Origin of the sequence: Ruegeria sp. HKCCD4884, from assembly GCF_013110855.1 — a bacterium.
Classification (GTDB): Bacteria; Pseudomonadota; Alphaproteobacteria; order Rhodobacterales; family Rhodobacteraceae; genus Ruegeria.
Map to the genome: position 1 here is coordinate 107,489 of NZ_WVRJ01000003.1, position 17,841 is coordinate 125,329.

Sequence of the window (17,841 nt, forward strand, 5' to 3'; positions counted from 1 at the left end):
CCCTGATCCCTTTCATTTGGATAAAATCTTCTTTGGAAAACAAGGGGTAGACATACCCCTTGCCCCGACCCGAACCGCTTACACCTGGCTTGCCTTCAACTCCAGACGACGGGCGTGCAGAACCGGCTCGGTATAGCCGGAAGGCTGCACCCGCCCCTTGAACACCAGATCGCAGGCTGCCTGAAAGGCGATGCCGTCAAAGCTTGGCGCCATAGGCTTATAGCTGGGGTCGCTATCGTTCTGACGATCCACAACAGCCGCCATTTTCTGCATCGCGGCCATTACCTGCGCTTCGCCTACGACGCCATGGTGCAGCCAATTGGCCAGCGCCTGAGACGAAATCCGGCAGGTTGCGCGGTCTTCCATGAGGCCGATGTCGTTGATGTCCGGCACCTTGGAGCAACCCACGCCCTGATCGACCCAGCGCACCACATAGCCCAGAATGCCCTGAGCGTTGTTTTCGATCTCACGAGTGATTTCATCGTCGCTTAAATTCCGACCATCCAGCAGTGGAATGGTCAGCAGGTCATCCAGCGTACCGCGCGCACCTCCGGCAGCCAGTTCATCCTGGCGCGCAAGCACATCAACCTTGTGATAATGCGTCGCGTGCAATGTCGCGGCGGTCGGCGACGGCACCCAGGCGCAAGTTGCGCCAGACATCGGGTGGCCGATCTTGGCGTCCAGCATGTCGCCCATGCGATCCGGCATCGCCCACATGCCCTTGCCAATCTGTGCTTTGCCTTTCAGGCCGCAGGCCAGACCGATGTCGACATTGCGGTCCTCGTAGGACGCGATCCAAGGCGTGTTTTTGATATCGCCCTTGGGCAGCATTGGGCCAGCTTCCATTGACGTGTGGATTTCATCCCCGGTCCGGTCCAAAAACCCGGTGTTGATGAACGCCACGCGCGACTTCGCCGCCCGAATACATTCTTTGAGGTTGGCCGAAGTGCGCCGTTCCTCATCCATGATGCCCAGCTTCACGGTGTTGCGGGGCAAGCCAAGAATGTCTTCGACCATGTCGAAAATCTCGACCGAGAACGCAACTTCCTTGGGCCCGTGCATCTTGGGCTTTACGACGTAGACCGAACCTTCGACCGAGTTACCGCCTTCGCGCTTCATATCGTGCATGGCGATCAACGTAGTGCAGAGGGCATCCATCAGCCCTTCACCAATCTCGCGCCCTTCGGCATCCAGCACAGCCGGGTTGGTCATCAGGTGACCTACGTTACGTACCAACATCAGCGACCGGCCTTTCAGCGTGGCCTGATCGCCCGACGGCGTGGTGAAACTCAGGTCGTCCGCAAGCTTACGGGTAAAGGTTGTGCCGCCCTTCGTGACTTCTTCGGTCAGGTCACCCTTCATCAGACCCAGCCAGTTGCCGTATGCGACAACTTTGTCGGCGGCATCAACACAAGCCACCGAGTCCTCGCAATCCATAATCGTCGACAGCGCTGACTCGAGCCGGACGTCCGCGATGCCAGCAGGATCGGTTGCGCCAATGGTACTGGAAGGATCGATCATGATCTGGATGTGCAGGCCATTGTTCTTCAGCAGCACGAATTCCGGTTTGTCCGCCGCACCACCAAACCCAGCAAATTGCGCGGGGTCGCCCAGCGCAGGAACCAATCCTCCGTCCTTCACTGTAAGGCTGGACACGTCCGCCCAAGACCCGGACGCCAGTGGTACGACGTCGTCCAGAAAGGCTTTGGCCCATGCGATCACACGCGCCCCGCGCGCGGCATCATAGCCACCGCCCGCTGGCAAATCACCCATAGCGTCAGTTCCATAAAGCGCGTCGTAAAGACTGCCCCAACGGGCATTGGCAGCATTCAAGGCAAAACGGGCATTGGTGATCGGCACAACAAGTTGGGGACCGGGGGTAAGGGCAATCTCGGGATCCACGTTTGCCGTCTCGATCTGGAACCCATCCCCTTCCGGGACCAGATAACCGATCTCTTTCAGGAAAGTCTGGTATTCGGCAGGATCAATCTCCTGTCCCTTGCGGGCCATATGCCAGCCGTCGATACGGCTTTGAATTTCAGACCGTTTCGCAAGAAGGTCGCGATTCTTCGGCCCCAACTCGTTCACCAATCGCGCCAGGCCTGCCCAAAACTGCTGCGCGGACACTCCGGTTCCTGGCAGTGCTTGCGTCTCGATAAATTCTGCCAAAATCGGATCGATCTGCAGCCCGTTCAGGGTGTGTCTGCCAGTCATGTTTCCGCTCTCCCGCGATTGTGTGCCACTGTATGCTCAGGTGCATTTAGGGGGAAAGTTTCCGATAGGCAACTTTTGTCGAGTGATTAGCAGTATTCGGTCCTTTAAAAAGCTGCCTTAAAATCAGCAAGCGAATGACGTAGGCCAGTTGCAGCCCCTGTACGAAGCCCCTAACGTCGCGCCAAACCAGTACGGATACGAGGCCCGAGATGCGCGACGCTGCCCCCACAACAATTTACCTGAAGGACTACACGCCGTTCGGTTATTTGGTGGATAGCGTGCACCTGACCTTCGACCTTGCCGACCATGCCACCCGGGTCACATCGCGCGTCGCCTTTCGCCCGAATCCTGATGCCAAGGACCGAACATTCTTTCTGCATGGGGAAGACCTGACGCTGATCCGCGCTGCTATTGACGGTGCAAAGATCACGCCGGATGTAACTGAAAAGGGCCTGACCGCTGCCGTACCGGATGCGCCCTTCATCTGGGAGGCCGAGGTCGAGATCGATCCCGGCAATAACACCGCGCTGGAAGGGCTTTACATGTCAAACGGTATGTACTGCACGCAATGCGAGGCAGAGGGGTTTCGCAAGATCACCTACTACCCCGACCGCCCGGACGTGATGTCCACCTTTACCGTACGCATCAACGGAGACCTTCCGGTGCTGTTGTCCAACGGCAACCCGTCGGGCAAGGGCGACGGCTGGGCCGAATGGACCGACCCATGGCCAAAACCGGCCTATCTGTTTGCTCTGGTTGCAGGCGACCTAATCGCCCACCCCGGCCAGTTTACCACCAAGTCGGGCCGTGACGTCGCGCTGAACCTGTGGGTTCGTCCCGGCGATGAAGGCAAATGCGCCTTTGGCATGGAAGCCTTGAAAAAGTCGATAAAATGGGACGAAGACGTCTATGGCCGCGAATACGATCTCGATGTGTTCAACATTGTCGCCGTGGACGATTTCAACATGGGAGCGATGGAAAACAAGGGTCTGAACATCTTCAACTCCTCGGCTGTTCTGGCAAGCCCCGAAACCTCGACCGATGCGAATTTCGAACGCATCGAAGCGATCATCGCGCATGAGTATTTCCACAATTGGACCGGCAACCGCATCACCTGCCGCGACTGGTTTCAGCTGTGTCTGAAAGAAGGACTGACGGTATTCCGCGATGCGCAGTTCACATCCGACATACGCTCGGCCCCTGTGAAACGCATTCACGACGCCATAGACCTGCGCGCAAGACAGTTCCCAGAAGACAACGGCCCGCTGTCGCACCCGGTTCGGCCCGAGAGCTTTCAGGAGATCAACAACTTCTACACCGCGACCGTCTATGAGAAAGGTGCTGAAGTAATAGGAATGCTGAAACGCTTGGTCGGGGATGACGCCTATGCCAAAGCGCTGGACCTGTATTTTGAGCGCCATGACGGCCAGGCCTGTACCATCGAGGATTGGATCAAGGTTTTTGAAGACACAACAGGCCGCGACCTGACCCAATTCAAACGCTGGTACAGCCAATCGGGCACGCCACGCGTCACCGTTTCGGAAGACTGGGCGGACGGCATTTATACCCTGACGTTGAAACAGCGCACCGAGCCGACGCCGGGGCAAAATGAAAAGCAAACTCAAGTGATCCCGGTTGCTGTGGGCCTGTTAGGTGCAAATGGGGATGAGGTCCGCCCGACCGAAGTGTTGGAACTGACGGAAGCTGAGCAAAGCTTTCAATTCACCGGGCTGGCCGCAAAACCCACACCGTCGATCCTGCGTGATTTCTCAGCGCCGGTTATTCTTGAGCATGACGTCAGCAACGCCGAGCGGGCGTTTCTGCTGGCAAATGACACCGACCCCTTCAACCGTTGGCAGGCTGGGCGGTCTCTGGCGCAGGATACTTTGCTGCGAATGATCCAGGATGATGCCGCGCCGGATGCCGATTACCTCGATGGTCTGCTGGCCGTGCTGCGTGACGGAGAATTGGACCCAGCCTACCGGGCCCTAATGCTTGGGCTGCCGACGCAATCCGAGCTGGCGGCAACCTTGTACGAGCGCGGCCAGACCCCTGATCCGATGGAGATTTGGTCTGCGGTAGAGACACTGCGGCAGGCCACGGCCCAGCACGTACAGGATCTGTTGCCCCGGCTACACAGCGAAGCCTTGGTGGATGGCCCCTATGCGCCGGACGCTGCGCAATCCGGCAAACGCGCCCTTGGCAGCGCCGCGCTGGCGCTGACCACCCGACTGGATGGCGGGGCAATGGCGGCTGAGGCGTATGGCAACGCAGATAACATGACCCTGCAATTGACTGCCCTGTCTTGTCTGTTGCGCGCGCGCAAAGGAGAAACAGAACTCGCTGCGTTCTACAACCAGTGGCAGCATGACCGACTGGTTATGGACAAATGGTTTGGCCTGCAGGTGACAATGGCCGCACCCGAGGCGACACCCGGCGTGGCACAATCTCTGACACAACATGCCGACTTCAACTGGAAGAACCCCAACCGGTTCCGCGCCGTTATGGGCGCGCTAGCGATGAATCATGCCGGGTTCCATCAGCCTGACGGGGCTGGCTATGCCCTGCTGGCTGATTGGCTGATCCGACTGGATCCAGTGAATCCGCAAACCACTGCACGCATGTGTTCGACATTTCAAACGTGGAAACGGTATGATGCCGACCGTCAGGACCTGATGCGTGCGCAGCTTTCTCGCATTGCTGGAACCCCGAACTTGTCGCGTGACACCAGTGAAATGGTATCGCGTATCCTTGGCGCATGACTGAATTCACATTCGCCCGCCAGAACCGAAACACGCGAACATTGGTCATTCTGGCTGCGGTCTATTCCGGCTTGATGGCTCTGGTCGTCCTGTTCGATGCCGCCTGGTGGATCGTATGGCTGCTGGCATTGGGCACCCTACCAGCTGTGTGGGACGTGATCCAGAATACGCGCGCCGGCGTGCAGATCGATGCGACCGCCATACGCTGGTTTACCGGCAAGCGCCAGGCAGAGGTCCTGCTGCAGGACATTGATTTTTTCCGGTTTGACACGCGGTGGGACTTGTCGGTACGCGTTTCCATCGTTCTGCATTCGGGCAAACGAATCCGTTTACCCGATGAGTCGCTTCCGCGGCATCGAGACCTTGAACCGGTCCTGACACAGGCCGGATTCCGTGTTGAGCGCCATCATTTTACTGTTTTCTGAAACACTGAGCCTCTTGCCGGTAAATTGGACACAAAAACCGAAAACTGCTAAGCATTTAACTTGATCTGAGCCCAATATCTCGCCAGATTTGAAAGACGTTAAGTGTTTTTACAGTTTTTGAGTTTCGCCATGTTTCGGTCGTTTCGGGCAATATTTGCCCAACCCTCAGCCTCATCCGCTCCTGCCGCACCAGAATTGTGCGCGACGAAGTCTGCGTTGGCGGCTGCCTTGCCTGAACAAGGACAACTCAACATTCCTGTTGTGCAAACGGGTAATGAAAACCTGATCGGACATTCCACAATCGAACATGGCCGCTATTTGGCCAGGCAGGATCGTTGGACCGACCTGTCCAAGGAAATGCGAACCGCAGATCAGGATCGCGCTGCCGTGTCGGACGGGATGCCAATTGCCGATCTTCTGGCGTTTGGGGCAAGGTCGGATGTGGTTCTGGCTGCGGAACACGCACTGACGGACGGCAAAGCCATTTCGGATTACGACCTGTTGGGAGGCATATCTGAGCTTGAAGGCGAAATGGCGGACAATCCTGATGACCCAATGATCGCCGCCGTTGTGGCACTTGCCCATATCGATCTGGCCTGGGCGTGGCGTGGTACAGCGTCAGACATGGCACTGCCGCCCTTGCACCGTTCGCGCTGTGCGGCACATTTCGACCGGGCCGCGTCGATCTTGCCCAAATGCCGGACTGATGCCCCGGACAGCCCGCTGATTGCTGCGGCAGGCTGCGCGCTTTTGGCCGGTCAACGCCGCGCCAACGCGCGGGTGTCTGATGAATACGAGCGCCTGATCACGCTTGATCCACGCAACCAACGGCACATGCGCGCCATGGGCAGCCATCTGTTGCCCCGGTGGTTCGGAAGCTATGAAGAGCTGGAATTGCAAGCGATGCGCACAGCGGCTCGGACCCAAGATGTCTGGGGTGCTGGAGGCTACACTTGGGTTCAGTTCGACGCCATTGCACTGGATGAAGAGGCATGTGCGCGGGTCGATACCGAGTATTTCCTGGACGGTTTGCGCGACATCGTGCGACTGCGGCCCGACCAGCAAATGATCAATATGCTGTCGGCCTATTGTGCAATCACCATCCAGAACGGACGAGGCCGGAACGAACAAGCCGACCAGTTCCGCGCACAAATGCGCGATACTGCGAACTGGCTGATCCGCGATCACCTGACCGAGTTGCACCCATTGATCTGGGCCCACGCGACAGCAGGCTTCAACAACTCGGTGCGCATCAACTCGCCCGAGCGGTTTGCCGCACGGGGCCAGCGGGATGCCTTGCGGGCGATCTCGGATCTGTTCCGGGAAGAATTGCGCAGTGGTATGGACGTGACCTTCACTCCAACCGGCCTGCAGTTTTCCCAGAACTGAACACGTCAGGATTCCCCCTTGCCCCTAGGCCCTGCCGGGCCTAATACGCAGGCTTAGACTTCTGCGGAAATGAGGCGCGCCATGCTCGATCTGACATACGAAATGCCCAAACCCAAGACCATTGCCGGGGCCAAGCACGACTGGGAACTGGTGATCGGGATGGAGGTGCACGCTCAGGTCTCGTCCAATGCCAAGCTGTTTTCTGGTGCGTCGACCCAATTCGGGGCCGAGCCGAACTCGAACGTGGCCTTCGTCGACGCGGCGATGCCGGGAATGCTGCCTGTGATCAACGAATATTGCGTTGAACAGGCTGTGCGCACCGGGCTGGGCCTGAAGGCGGACATCAACTTGAAATCGGCGTTTGACCGCAAGAACTATTTCTACCCCGACCTGCCGCAGGGCTATCAGATTTCGCAGCTGTACCACCCCATCGTGGGCGAAGGTGAAGTGCTGGTTGAAATGGGTGACGGCACCGCGCGCATGGTTCGCATCGAACGCATTCACATGGAGCAGGATGCGGGTAAATCGATCCACGACATGGACCCGCATATGTCCTTTGTTGACCTGAACCGGACCGGCGTTTGCCTGATGGAGATTGTCAGCCGCCCCGATATTCGCGGGCCGGAAGAGGCCGCCGCCTATATCGCCAAACTGCGCCAGATCATGCGTTACTTGGGCACCTGCGATGGCAACATGCAGAACGGCAACCTGCGCGCCGACGTGAACGTATCGATCTGTTTGCCGGGTGCCTATGAGAAGTATCAGGAAACGCAGGATTTCTCGCATCTTGGCACGCGGTGTGAGATCAAGAACATGAACTCGATGCGCTTTATCCAGCAAGCGATCGAGGTCGAAGCCCGCCGCCAGATCGCCATCGTCGAAGGGGGCGGTGAGGTCGAACAGGAAACCCGCCTGTATGACCCGGACAAGGGCGAGACCCGCTCGATGCGGTCCAAGGAAGAGGCGCACGATTATCGTTACTTCCCCGACCCTGATCTGCTGCCGCTGGAAATCGAACAAGCGTGGGTCGACGACATCGCCGCGAAGCTGCCCGAACTGCCCGACGAGAAGAAGGCACGTTTTATCAGCGAATTCGGTCTGACCGACTATGACGCATCGGTTCTGACCGCCGAGGTGGAATCTGCCGCGTATTTCGAAGAAGTCGCCAAGGGTCGCAACGGGAAACTGGCCGCGAACTGGGTGATCAACGAGTTGTTCGGCCGTCTGAAAAAAGAAGATCACGACATCACTGACTCGCCGGTTTCCCCGGCACAGTTGGGTGGGATCATTGACCTGATCTCGTCGGATGCCATTTCGGGCAAGATCGCCAAGGACCTGTTTGAAATCGTCTATACCGAAGGCGGTGATCCGGCACAGATCGTCGAAGACCGCGGCATGAAGCAGGTGACCGATACCGGCGCCATCGAAGCTGCTCTGGATGAAATCATCGCTGCCAACCCGGCACAGGTCGAAAAGGCTAAAGTGAACCCGAAACTGGCGGGCTGGTTTGTCGGTCAGGTCATGAAGGCGACCGGAGGCAAGGCGAACCCGAAGGCCGTGAACGAACTGGTCAGCAAAAAGCTGGGGTCTTAACCCGTTTTATGTGTACAGGTCTGCCAACGGCGACGCGCGGATTTGTACACATCATATACTCACGAAATCTTAAGACTTGGGGTCAAGCCATCGGCTTGACTTCCCGCTGTTCGCGTCCTTTCTTCGCCTCCAGAAAGGTGAGGTATCATGCAGAACAGATTTGATCAGGAACTCGAGGACCGGCTGGTGCGGTATGCGGCCATCGACAGTCAGAGCGACGAGACTTCCCCCACAACCCCCAGCACGCAAATCCAGTTCGACATGCTGAATCTGTTGCGCGATGAACTGGCCCAGATCGGCGCGCAGGATATCGAAGTCACAGGCGACAGCGTAGTGGTTGCGACCATTCCCGGAACCGCTCCGGGGCCGACAGTGGGCTTTTTGGCGCATGTGGATACCGCCCCTCAGTTCAATGCTACTGGCGTCAAGCCACGGGTGATCAAGGGATACAATGGCGGTGATATCTCATTCCCAGACGATCCTGATCTGGTTCTATCACCGGAAGAAAACCCCTATCTGGCCGAGAAAATTGGCCATGACCTGATCACCGCTTCAGGCACGACCCTGCTGGGTGCGGATGACAAGGCGGGCGTGTCGATCCTGATGACCATGGCGCGGCACCTGATTGAAAACCCGGATATTGCACACGGACCGATCCGCATCGGGTTTACCCCGGATGAAGAGATCGGGCGCGGTGTAACCGAACAGCTTCCCAAGGATCTGGGCGCGGATTTCGCCTATACTCTGGACGGTCAGGAAGTCGGTGAGATCGAGTACGAAAGCTTTTCAGCCGACCGTGCGGTGATCAAGATCGAAGGCGTTTCGATCCATCCCGGTTTGGCGAAAGACAAAATGGTGAACGCTGCACATCTGGCTGCAAAAATCGTTCAAACGCTACCTCAGGCCACCATGACTCCGGAAACCACAGATGGGCGCGAGGGATTCATCCATGTCACCGACATGAATGGCGGCTCGTCCGAGATGGAGATCAAGCTGATCCTGCGTGATTTCGAAATGGACGCACTGGAAGCCCAGCGCAACATCGTGCGACAGGTTTGTGCCGCCGTACAGGCCACCGAACCACGCGCAAATATCACCTGCGAGATCAGCCATCAGTATCGCAATATGCGCTATTGGCTGGAAAATGACATGACACCGGTCGACCTGGCCCGCGATGCCTGTCGTGAGTTGGGGATCGAACCTCTGTCCGTCCCGATCCGTGGCGGAACCGACGGGTCGCGCCTGACCGAATTCGGCACCCCCTGCCCCAACCTGTTCACTGGGATGCAATGCATTCACGGACCGATGGAATGGATCTCAGTACAAGACATGGCACTGGCGACTGAGCTGTGCCTTTCGGTTGTGACCAAGGCAGCACAGGCAGGCGGCAATCATCAGGGCTGATTTCCGCTGGTTGGGCAACGGCTCTTTCCCTCGGGGATCAGCGTGTTAGTTTGGCGCGAACAGGTGTTTAGGAACAGTTGATGCAGCGCTACGAATACAAGGTGATCCCCGCCCCACAAAAAGGTGTCAAAGCCAAAGGGGTGAAAACACCCGAGGGCCGCTTTGCGGTCTCGGTTGAACAGGTCCTGAACCAGATGGGTCAGGACGGCTGGGAATACCACCGCGCCGAGTTGCTACCCAGCGAGGAACGCGCGGGCCTGACCGGATCGACAACGAACTGGCGTAACGTGCTGGTGTTTCGGCGCGTGGTGGAAGAAGAAGTTGACGCATCCGAAATCGGTACAGCACCAGATATGGACAGCACCCCTTTGGCCCAGCCGGTTCCGGGCCCCGACGAGGTTCAGGCGCCGAAACCGATTGCGGCGGAAGCGGATGAACCGCCGTTGTCGTTGAAACAGTCTGATGAAGTATCCGAGGCCGATGACGCTTCAAAATCTTAGTCTTTGTCACAGGGGTGGGTATCTGAGATAAGGCATTAGACCACCTGCTGTTTTGAGATAAGTCCAACATCTTTAATCATTTGCCACGCCTTCAACACAGGTTGCCCGGCGGAACCCGTGTCCAGGCTTGTCCCGTGCGGGTTCCAGCGCACTCCGATTGCAAATGACCGGAACAGACGCCTGTCTATGCGTGATCTCGTCCGAAAAAGAACAAAAGCGTCAAAAGACTGGCGGCGACTTGAACACAAGCAGGACACGCCATTTGAAAAAGGGATACGCACCCCGAAAATCTGTGGCATGCTAATCGAACAACCGGGAGGGACATCAAAAATGGCTATTCGGCAGACGCAAGGGCGGGCACGCCTTTATGACAGCATTCTCGATACAGTAGGCGACACGCCTTGCATCCGAGTCAATCGTATCGCGCCAGATCATGTAACCGTCTATGTGAAGTTCGAAGCGTTCAATCCCGCTGGTTCGGTCAAGGACAGGCTGGCGCTGAATATTATCGAAGCGGCGGAGCGCGAGGGGCGGTTGAAACCAGGCCAGACCGTTGTCGAAGCAACCTCGGGCAATACCGGCATCGGACTTGCCATGGTTTGCGCGGCCAAGGGCTATCCTCTGGTTGTGACAATGGCCGAGAGCTTTTCGGTCGAACGGCGCAAGCTGATGCGGTTTTTGGGCGCAAAGGTCGTTTTGACTCCCAAGGCCCAGAAAGGGTTTGGTATGTACACCAAAGCCAAGGAACTGGCCGAGGAAAACGGGTGGTTTCTGGCCAGCCAGTTCGAAACCTCTGCCAATGCCGATATTCACGAAAACACGACCGCACGGGAGATTCTTGTCGATTTCGAAGGGCAGCGGCTGGATTACTGGGTGACCGGATATGGGACCGGCGGCACAGTTTCAGGTGTCTCGCGCGCCTTGCGGAAAGAGCGGCCCGAAACGAAGATCATCCTGACCGAACCAGCCAATGCAGCCATCGTGTCATCGGGGTACACCAACACCCGCAACGGGGATCATCAGCCGACCGAGAGCCACCCGAATTTCGAGCCGCACCCGATTCAGGGATGGACGCCGGACTTCATTCCTTGGGTCCTGCAGGAAGCCATAGACAATAAGTATTACGACGAACTGATCCCCGTACCCGGACCCGAAGGGATCGCGTGGTCGCGCCGACTTGCCTCGGAAGAAGGTATTTTCACCGGAATCTCGGGCGGGTCGACCTTTGCCGTCGCGATGAAGATGGCCAAATCCGCACCGGAAGGATCCGTTTTTCTGGTCATGCTGCCGGACACTGGCGAGCGTTATTTGTCGACCCCTTTGTTCGAAGGCATCGAAGACGACATGACAGAAGAAGAGTATGCAATATCAGCTTCAACACCTTCGGCGCAGATGAGCGCAGACTGACGTCTTAGCGTTCAGGTATCGATATCCAAGGCCAGCGCGTGAATGCGGGGCACGATATCGCCCAAAGCTTTGTGAACCGCGCGATGGCGGGCGACACGAGATTGCCCTTCAAAAGCGGCGGCGCGAATGCGGACGTTGAAATGGCTCTCGCCGCCTTCCTGAAAACCCGCGTGGCCGCGGTGGCTTTCGCTGTCGTCGATCACCTCAAGCTCGCGCGGGTCAAAGGCGGCTTGCAGGCAGGTTCGGATCTCATCGGTCACGCTCATTTTTTCGCTCAGCGGTAAAAATTTTACCGCCCCCCTCTTCTACTTTCGGCTGCTTAGATTAAACTGCTGCCTCCGAGTCGAAAAGATGCGTTCGTGAGGATTGAGAGCATGACGAAGTCAGACCCCTTCGGATTTGATATGTCCGTTTCCAGCGCCAAGAAAAAGAACCCGCGCGGGCGTCGGGGCATGTCAGGCGCGTCCGAGACGTCGGTCCGGATCTGTGATCATGAGGGCTGCAACGAGCCGGGCAAGTTCCGCGCCCCCAAGGCACCGGATGTTCTGGACGATTTCTACTGGTTCTGCCAGCAGCATGTCCGCGAATACAATCAGAAATGGAACTTCTTCGACGGCACCACAGAGGCCGAGTTGAACGCGCAGCGGTCGAAAGACAAAGTGTGGGAACGCGAAACTAAACCGATGGGCGACCCCGAGGCGCGCGCCTGGGCCCGTTTGGGTATCGAGGACCCGCATCAGGTTCTGGGTGCCAACAGCACGCAAAACAAAGGCCGCACGTCGGGTGGTGGTGGCCGTCGCCTGCCCCCCACCGAACGCCGCGCGATCGAGATTCTGGAAGCCAATGACAGCTGGTCCAAGGCAGAGGTGCGCAAGGCCTACAAGAAGTTGATCAAGGTTTTGCACCCGGACATGAATGGCGGTGATCGCTCGCAAGAAGAACAGCTGCAAGAGGTCGTCTGGGCCTGGGACCAGATCAAGGACAGCCGGAACTTCAAATAAATCTGCGATCCGACAGCTGTGGCTTTGTGTGTACACTGCCCGGCCCGATTGCGATCAAGCTCACTGGAAACCTTGTTCAATTCCCGCAATAGTGGTGGGGTTTGAACACGGGTATTAACGGAGCAGCCGCTGTGCGTATGCCATACCTCCTTTTGCTTTTTTCGCTGGGCGTTTATTTCGCGGCCCCGTTTCTTCCGCCTGAATTCGCGTTCGCCCGAGAACTGAGCCTGCTATTCATCGTCATCAGCCTGATTTGGGGGCTGCGCGCGTGGCTCAGGTGGCGCAAGGCAAACACATGGATCATCGTGGACGGGTCCAACGTGATCCATTGGAAAGAGGGTAAGCCGGATCTGGGCACATTGCGGCTGGTGCTGTCGGCGCTGAAGATGGCCGGGTTCAAACCGGGTGTCGTATTCGATGCAAATGTCGGCTATAAGCTCGACGGCGAATACATGAACGACCGGGCGCTGAGCCGCGCTTTAGGTCTGCGCACCAAGCAGGTCATGATCGCACCCAAAGGAACGCCGGCGGATCCTTTGATTTTACAAGCGTCGCGGGACAGCAAGGCACGCATTATCACAAATGACCGGTTTCGGGATTGGGTGGACGAGTTTCCGGATGTTTTGAAAGCGGATCGCCTCGTGAAAGGCGGCTTTCGTAACGATGAGCTTTGGTTTTCGCAATGAGTAGGTGACCGTCGTTTCAAAGCTAAAGTTTGCGCGCGGCGCTGTGACGTACTTTGTGTGCCGCCCTCATTTCAAATTGATGGTAGTCGATCTAGAGAAGCAAACTTTGCACTAACTTGCTTGACCGCGGTGTAGATCAGTAAATGGCAGGGCTTTCTCCGCGAGCTTAACTTCGAATTACAAGTGCTTCCCAACGCTTCAAGCAACTCAGGCGAGCTTGTGAGGGCACTGTCGAGCGATCACTTAATTCCGAAAATAGCGTTAGCAACTCTTTTACGTCTTCGCGGTGGAAGGATTTCAGCGCTATATCACCCAGAAATAAACTTTCAGTTGGCAAACCGTTGGACATCAGTATTGCGTGGCGACAACAAGCAATGTGGTAGTACGTGACTGGCTCATTGAAATGAACCTGACGAATGGTTTTGTCGTTCACCAGATGGATTGCTGCGGCAAAGACTCTAGGCTCTCCGTACAGAAGTTCTGCGCGCCATCCTTCCAGAACAATTCTGTGTTGCGGAGATACGTACAAATCGCGGTGAGGAATGCCTTCTCCCAACGCTCCCTTTTGGATACAAACGGGGTGCAATTGAGGGTTGCGCCTCAAATCCTCCGCGCTCAGGGTCTTTTCTCCAATCCACTCAATGGGCAGCAGATCACCGCTGGAAAGGCGCACTTTCTCTCCGACTGAAAGATCTTCGACAGCACAATACCCTTTTTCGGTTGCTATCATAGTGCCCTTCACGAAACACGGCACAGTTCCAGCCGGAAGCGCGACCGTCACTGAGAGTGTGTCGTTGTTGCCATTTCCAGGACCCGTAGACGCGAATATTTCGACGGCCAGTTGCGTGTTGGGAGGAATGACGACACCCGGGGTGAGGTCAACAGTTAAAACCCCGCTCGACGAAATCGAAACAGAGTAATCGGAAGGGTTCAATCCCCCTGTTCCCGTAACAACAACATTCCATGAAGCTCCGGCTTTGGTTGCAGTGTATTGTTGCATAACGGAAGACGACCCAGTGGGGACCGCAATTGAAGATGGGCCTAGAATTGTAAGCGCCATTCGAACTTTTTCCGTTAACAAACACCTAGAGCGACTTATGCATGAGCATATAGCCAGATTAACCCTTCACATAATATAATTGTAATATTTTTATATTTAATTTCTTTTAAGCTGCAAGCCCCGGGGATAACGTTCCTTTCTCGGTTTGAGCCGAAAGTCACAAGCCTCGGCGCGCGATAACGATAAGGCCAGTTTCAAAGAAACATCCCCTCAGCTTTTCAGGTCTGCCTCTTTCCCTTGCCCTTGCCCGCAATATGTTGCACCACACACGGGTTCAGACCCGGCAAGGCGGGCCAAAGGATAAGGACAAGACGAATGGCTGACGGATCGATCGACGTTAACGCAAAACCAACCGAAGATATCTCGGTTCGCGACGTATTCGGCATTGATACGGAAATGAAGGTCAAGGGTTTTGCCGAGGCCACTGACCGTGTGCCGGCCATCGACCCGACCTATAAATTCGATCCTGAAACCACGCTGGCCATACTGGCGGGTTTTGCCCACAACCGTCGTGTGATGATCCAAGGCTATCACGGTACGGGTAAATCGACTCACATTGAACAGGTTGCGGCGCGTTTGAACTGGCCCGCAGTACGCGTGAACCTGGACAGCCATATCAGCCGGATCGACCTGATCGGTAAGGACGCGATCAAGCTGCGCGATGGCAAGCAGGTCACTGAGTTCCACGAAGGCATCCTGCCCTGGGCTCTGCGTAACCCGGTCGCCATCGTGTTCGACGAATATGACGCGGGCCGCGCGGACGTGATGTTCGTAATCCAGCGTGTTCTTGAGCATGACGGCAAACTGACCCTGCTGGACCAGAACGAGATCATCACACCGAACCCGAACTTCCGCCTGTTTGCCACCGCCAACACGGTTGGTCTGGGCGACACCACGGGTCTGTACCACGGCACGCAGCAGATCAACCAGGCACAGATGGACCGCTGGTCTTTGGTCTCGACCCTGAACTACCTCAGCCACGATGCCGAAACAATGATCGTGCTGTCGAAAGCGCCACATTACAACACCGCCGACGGCCGCAAGACCGTCAGTCAGATGGTCACTGTGGCCGACCTGACCCGGACTGCCTTCATGAATGGCGATCTGTCGACCGTCATGAGCCCCCGTACGGTGATCAACTGGGCTCAGAACGCCGAGATTTTCCGCGATGTCGGGTATGCTTTCCGCCTGTCTTTCCTGAACAAATGTGACGAGCTGGAGCGTCAGACCGTGGCCGAGTTCTATCAACGCTGCTTCGACGAAGAGCTGCCGGAAAGCGCGGCGAGTGTGAGCTTAGGGTAGTACGCCGAATTGCGCCCGTTTGCGGGCGCAATGCCTCCGGCGGAGGTATTTTTAGCCAGATGAAGGCGGATCCTGTTTCCCTGCTGATGGAAATCGGGGCTGCAATGTGAAAGGCTTGGGGACATGGCACAGAAGAACGACAACCCTGCTGATCCGTTCAAGAAGGCTTTGGCCGAGGCAACCAAGGTCATGGCCGATGACCCCGAGCTGTCCGTAACCTATACGGTTGATCCTTCGGGCATGTCCGGCGAGTCGATGCGTTTGCCTCAGGTATCGCGCCGGATGACGCGCGAAGAGGTGCTTTTGGCGCGCGGCACTGCCGACGCTCTGGCCTTGCAGCGCAAATATCACGACGATGCCACTCATGCACGCTATGCCCCGCCGGGTGATATGGCGCGGGACCTCTATGAGGCGATGGAGACCGCTCGCTGCGAAGCGATGGGCGCTCGGGATATGCCCGGCACCGCCAGCAATATCGACGTCAAGATCGGGCATGAGGCGATCCGGCGTGGCTATGACCAATGCAAACAGCCTGCCGATGCACCTCTGGCCGTGGCAGCAGGCTATCTGATCCGGCATCTGGCCACCGGGCGCGATCTGCCGCCTGCGGCCGAGAACATCATGAACCTGTGGCGCGGCTTCATCGAGGAACAGGCCGGAGGCACGCTGGAGAATCTGGACGAAATTCTCTCGGATCAGGCCGAGTTTGCCAAATTTGCCCGTCAGGTGATCAAGGATCTGGGCTATGGCGACCAGCTTGGGGATGACCCTGATGAGCTGGACGATGAGCAGGAAGATCAGGCCGAGGAAGACGCTGAAGAACAGCCCGACCCAGACAGCACCGGTCAGGATGATCAGGACGAGCAGGACGCCGACGCCACCCCTGAACAAAGCCAGGAAGAGCAACAGGATCAATCTCAGGCACAGGTCTCGATGGATGAGATGGCCGAGGATGAGCTGGGCGATGAGGCGGAGATGCCTGAAGGTGAGGCCCCGATGGAGCCACCTGCCCCGCCGCCAGCATCCGAGGCTGACCCGGATTACAAAGTCTATCTGGATACCCATGACGAAGAAATCGCTGCCGAGGACCTGGCGGAACCTGCCGAGCTGGAACGGTTGCGTGCCTATCTTGATCAGCAGCTGGAACCGCTGAAGGGGGCTGTGAGCCGCCTGGCCAACAAGCTACAGCGTCGACTGCAGGCACAACAGAACCGCAGTTGGGAGTTCGACCGTGAAGAAGGTATTCTGGATGCCGGTCGTCTGGCGCGTGTGGTGGCGAATCCAACCACACCATTGAGCTTCAAGGTCGAGAAAGATACCGAATTCCGCGATACAGTGGTCACACTGCTACTGGACAATTCCGGCTCGATGCGGGGACGTCCGATTTCGATCGCGGCCATCTGTGCGGATGTTCTGGCGCGGACGCTGGAACGCTGCAATGTGAAGGTCGAGATTCTGGGTTTTACCACGCGGGCGTGGAAAGGTGGTCAGGCGCGCGAGGCTTGGCTAAACGATGGCCGCCCGCAGCAGCCGGGGCGTCTGAACGATCTGCGCCATATCATTTATAAGGGTGCCGACGCGCCCTGGCGTCGAGCGCGCCCCAATCTGGGCCTGATGATGAAAGAGGGCTTACTGAAGGAAAACATCGACGGTGAGGCCTTGGAATGGGCGCATCGTAGGATGCTGGCGCGGCGCGAGGCGCGAAAGATCCTGATGGTCATTTCGGATGGTGCTCCGGTCGATGATTCCACGCTGAGCGTGAACCCGGCCAACTATCTGGAAAAACACCTTCGCGATGTGATCGCCATGGTCGAAAAGCGCAAGATGGTGGAACTGTTGGCCATCGGGATCGGCCACGACGTGACCCGGTATTATGACCGCGCCGTGACAATCACCGATGTGGAACAGCTGGCAGGAGCTATGACCGAACAGTTGGCGGCTTTGTTCGACAGTGATCCGCGCGCACGGGCCCGGGTGATGGGGATGCGAAAGGCCAGCTGAGGCTGGCCTTGCCTCCGGCGGGAGTATTTTTGAAAAGATGAAGTCTGGGATCGGCTTTTGTTCGGGTCATACTGATCTGGACATTTGTTCCACTGCG

Annotated in this window: 14 protein-coding genes; 11 read left to right on the top strand and 3 right to left on the bottom strand. The window is 57.2% G+C overall.

The features are described from left to right. Positions 1–78 precede the first annotated feature (78 nt). Positions 79–2,214: a malate synthase G gene (locus tag GS636_RS05345; protein WP_171668714.1), complete on the bottom strand. Its 2,136-nt coding sequence runs from the start codon at positions 2,212–2,214 to the stop codon at positions 79–81. Between the two features lie 209 nt (positions 2,215–2,423). Here GS636_RS05345 and pepN point away from each other — a divergent pair, with 209 nt between their 5' ends. The 7 genes from pepN to GS636_RS05380 all read left to right on the top strand — a co-directional run bounded on the left by pepN (position 2,424) and on the right by GS636_RS05380 (position 11,694). Further along, the gene (pepN, locus tag GS636_RS05350) at positions 2,424–4,976 is read left to right on the top strand and encodes an aminopeptidase N (RefSeq protein ID WP_171668715.1); all 2,553 of its coding nucleotides are present in this window, start codon (positions 2,424–2,426) and stop codon (positions 4,974–4,976) included. Next, positions 4,973–5,401: a hypothetical protein gene (locus tag GS636_RS05355; protein WP_171668716.1), complete on the top strand. Its 429-nt coding sequence runs from the start codon at positions 4,973–4,975 to the stop codon at positions 5,399–5,401. Before pepN ends, GS636_RS05355 begins: the two co-directional genes overlap by 4 nt. Before the next feature lie 228 nt (positions 5,402–5,629). Beyond that, complete coding sequence (locus GS636_RS05360) at positions 5,630–6,790, top strand: hypothetical protein (protein WP_253762654.1); 1,161 nt, start codon at positions 5,630–5,632, stop codon at positions 6,788–6,790. Positions 6,791–6,871: 81 nt separating this feature from the next. Continuing rightward, positions 6,872–8,383, top strand: coding sequence for an Asp-tRNA(Asn)/Glu-tRNA(Gln) amidotransferase subunit GatB (gene gatB, locus GS636_RS05365; RefSeq protein ID WP_171175256.1), 1,512 nt, complete (start codon positions 6,872–6,874; stop codon positions 8,381–8,383). A 147-nt stretch (positions 8,384–8,530) separates the two neighbouring features. Next, positions 8,531–9,787, top strand: coding sequence for a peptidase T (pepT, locus tag GS636_RS05370; RefSeq protein ID WP_171092259.1), 1,257 nt, complete (start codon positions 8,531–8,533; stop codon positions 9,785–9,787). A gap of 80 nt (positions 9,788–9,867) precedes the next feature. Continuing rightward, positions 9,868–10,287 carry a DUF4177 domain-containing protein gene (locus GS636_RS05375; RefSeq protein WP_171639120.1) on the top strand — a complete coding sequence of 140 codons (420 nt, stop codon included), beginning with the start codon at positions 9,868–9,870 and terminating at the stop codon, positions 10,285–10,287. A gap of 330 nt (positions 10,288–10,617) precedes the next feature. Continuing rightward, positions 10,618–11,694, top strand: coding sequence for a PLP-dependent cysteine synthase family protein (locus tag GS636_RS05380; RefSeq protein WP_171668718.1), 1,077 nt, complete (start codon positions 10,618–10,620; stop codon positions 11,692–11,694). A gap of 11 nt (positions 11,695–11,705) precedes the next feature. On the opposite strand, the gene GS636_RS05385 is transcribed toward GS636_RS05380, so the two are convergent. Next, positions 11,706–11,960, bottom strand: coding sequence for a BolA family transcriptional regulator (locus GS636_RS05385; RefSeq protein ID WP_171184953.1), 255 nt, complete (start codon positions 11,958–11,960; stop codon positions 11,706–11,708). A gap of 108 nt (positions 11,961–12,068) precedes the next feature. Here GS636_RS05385 and GS636_RS05390 point away from each other — a divergent pair, with 108 nt between their 5' ends. Next, complete coding sequence (locus tag GS636_RS05390) at positions 12,069–12,695, top strand: J domain-containing protein (protein WP_171668719.1); 627 nt, start codon at positions 12,069–12,071, stop codon at positions 12,693–12,695. A gap of 137 nt (positions 12,696–12,832) precedes the next feature. After that, on the top strand, positions 12,833–13,381 hold the full coding sequence (locus GS636_RS05395; protein ID WP_171668720.1) for a hypothetical protein: 549 nt from the start codon (positions 12,833–12,835) through the stop codon (positions 13,379–13,381). A 166-nt stretch (positions 13,382–13,547) separates the two neighbouring features. On the opposite strand, the gene GS636_RS05400 is transcribed toward GS636_RS05395, so the two are convergent. After that, a complete protein-coding gene (locus GS636_RS05400) occupies positions 13,548–14,381 on the bottom strand; it encodes a Hint domain-containing protein (RefSeq protein ID WP_171668721.1) in 834 nt (277 codons plus the stop codon). Positions 14,382–14,756: 375 nt separating this feature from the next. On the opposite strand from GS636_RS05400, the gene cobS reads away from it, so the two are divergent. Further along, positions 14,757–15,743: a cobaltochelatase subunit CobS gene (gene cobS / locus GS636_RS05405; RefSeq protein ID WP_171092274.1), complete on the top strand. Its 987-nt coding sequence runs from the start codon at positions 14,757–14,759 to the stop codon at positions 15,741–15,743. A 123-nt stretch (positions 15,744–15,866) separates the two neighbouring features. Next, complete coding sequence (cobT, locus tag GS636_RS05410; RefSeq protein WP_171092276.1) at positions 15,867–17,744, top strand: cobaltochelatase subunit CobT; 1,878 nt, start codon at positions 15,867–15,869, stop codon at positions 17,742–17,744. Positions 17,745–17,841: the final 97 nt, after the last annotated feature.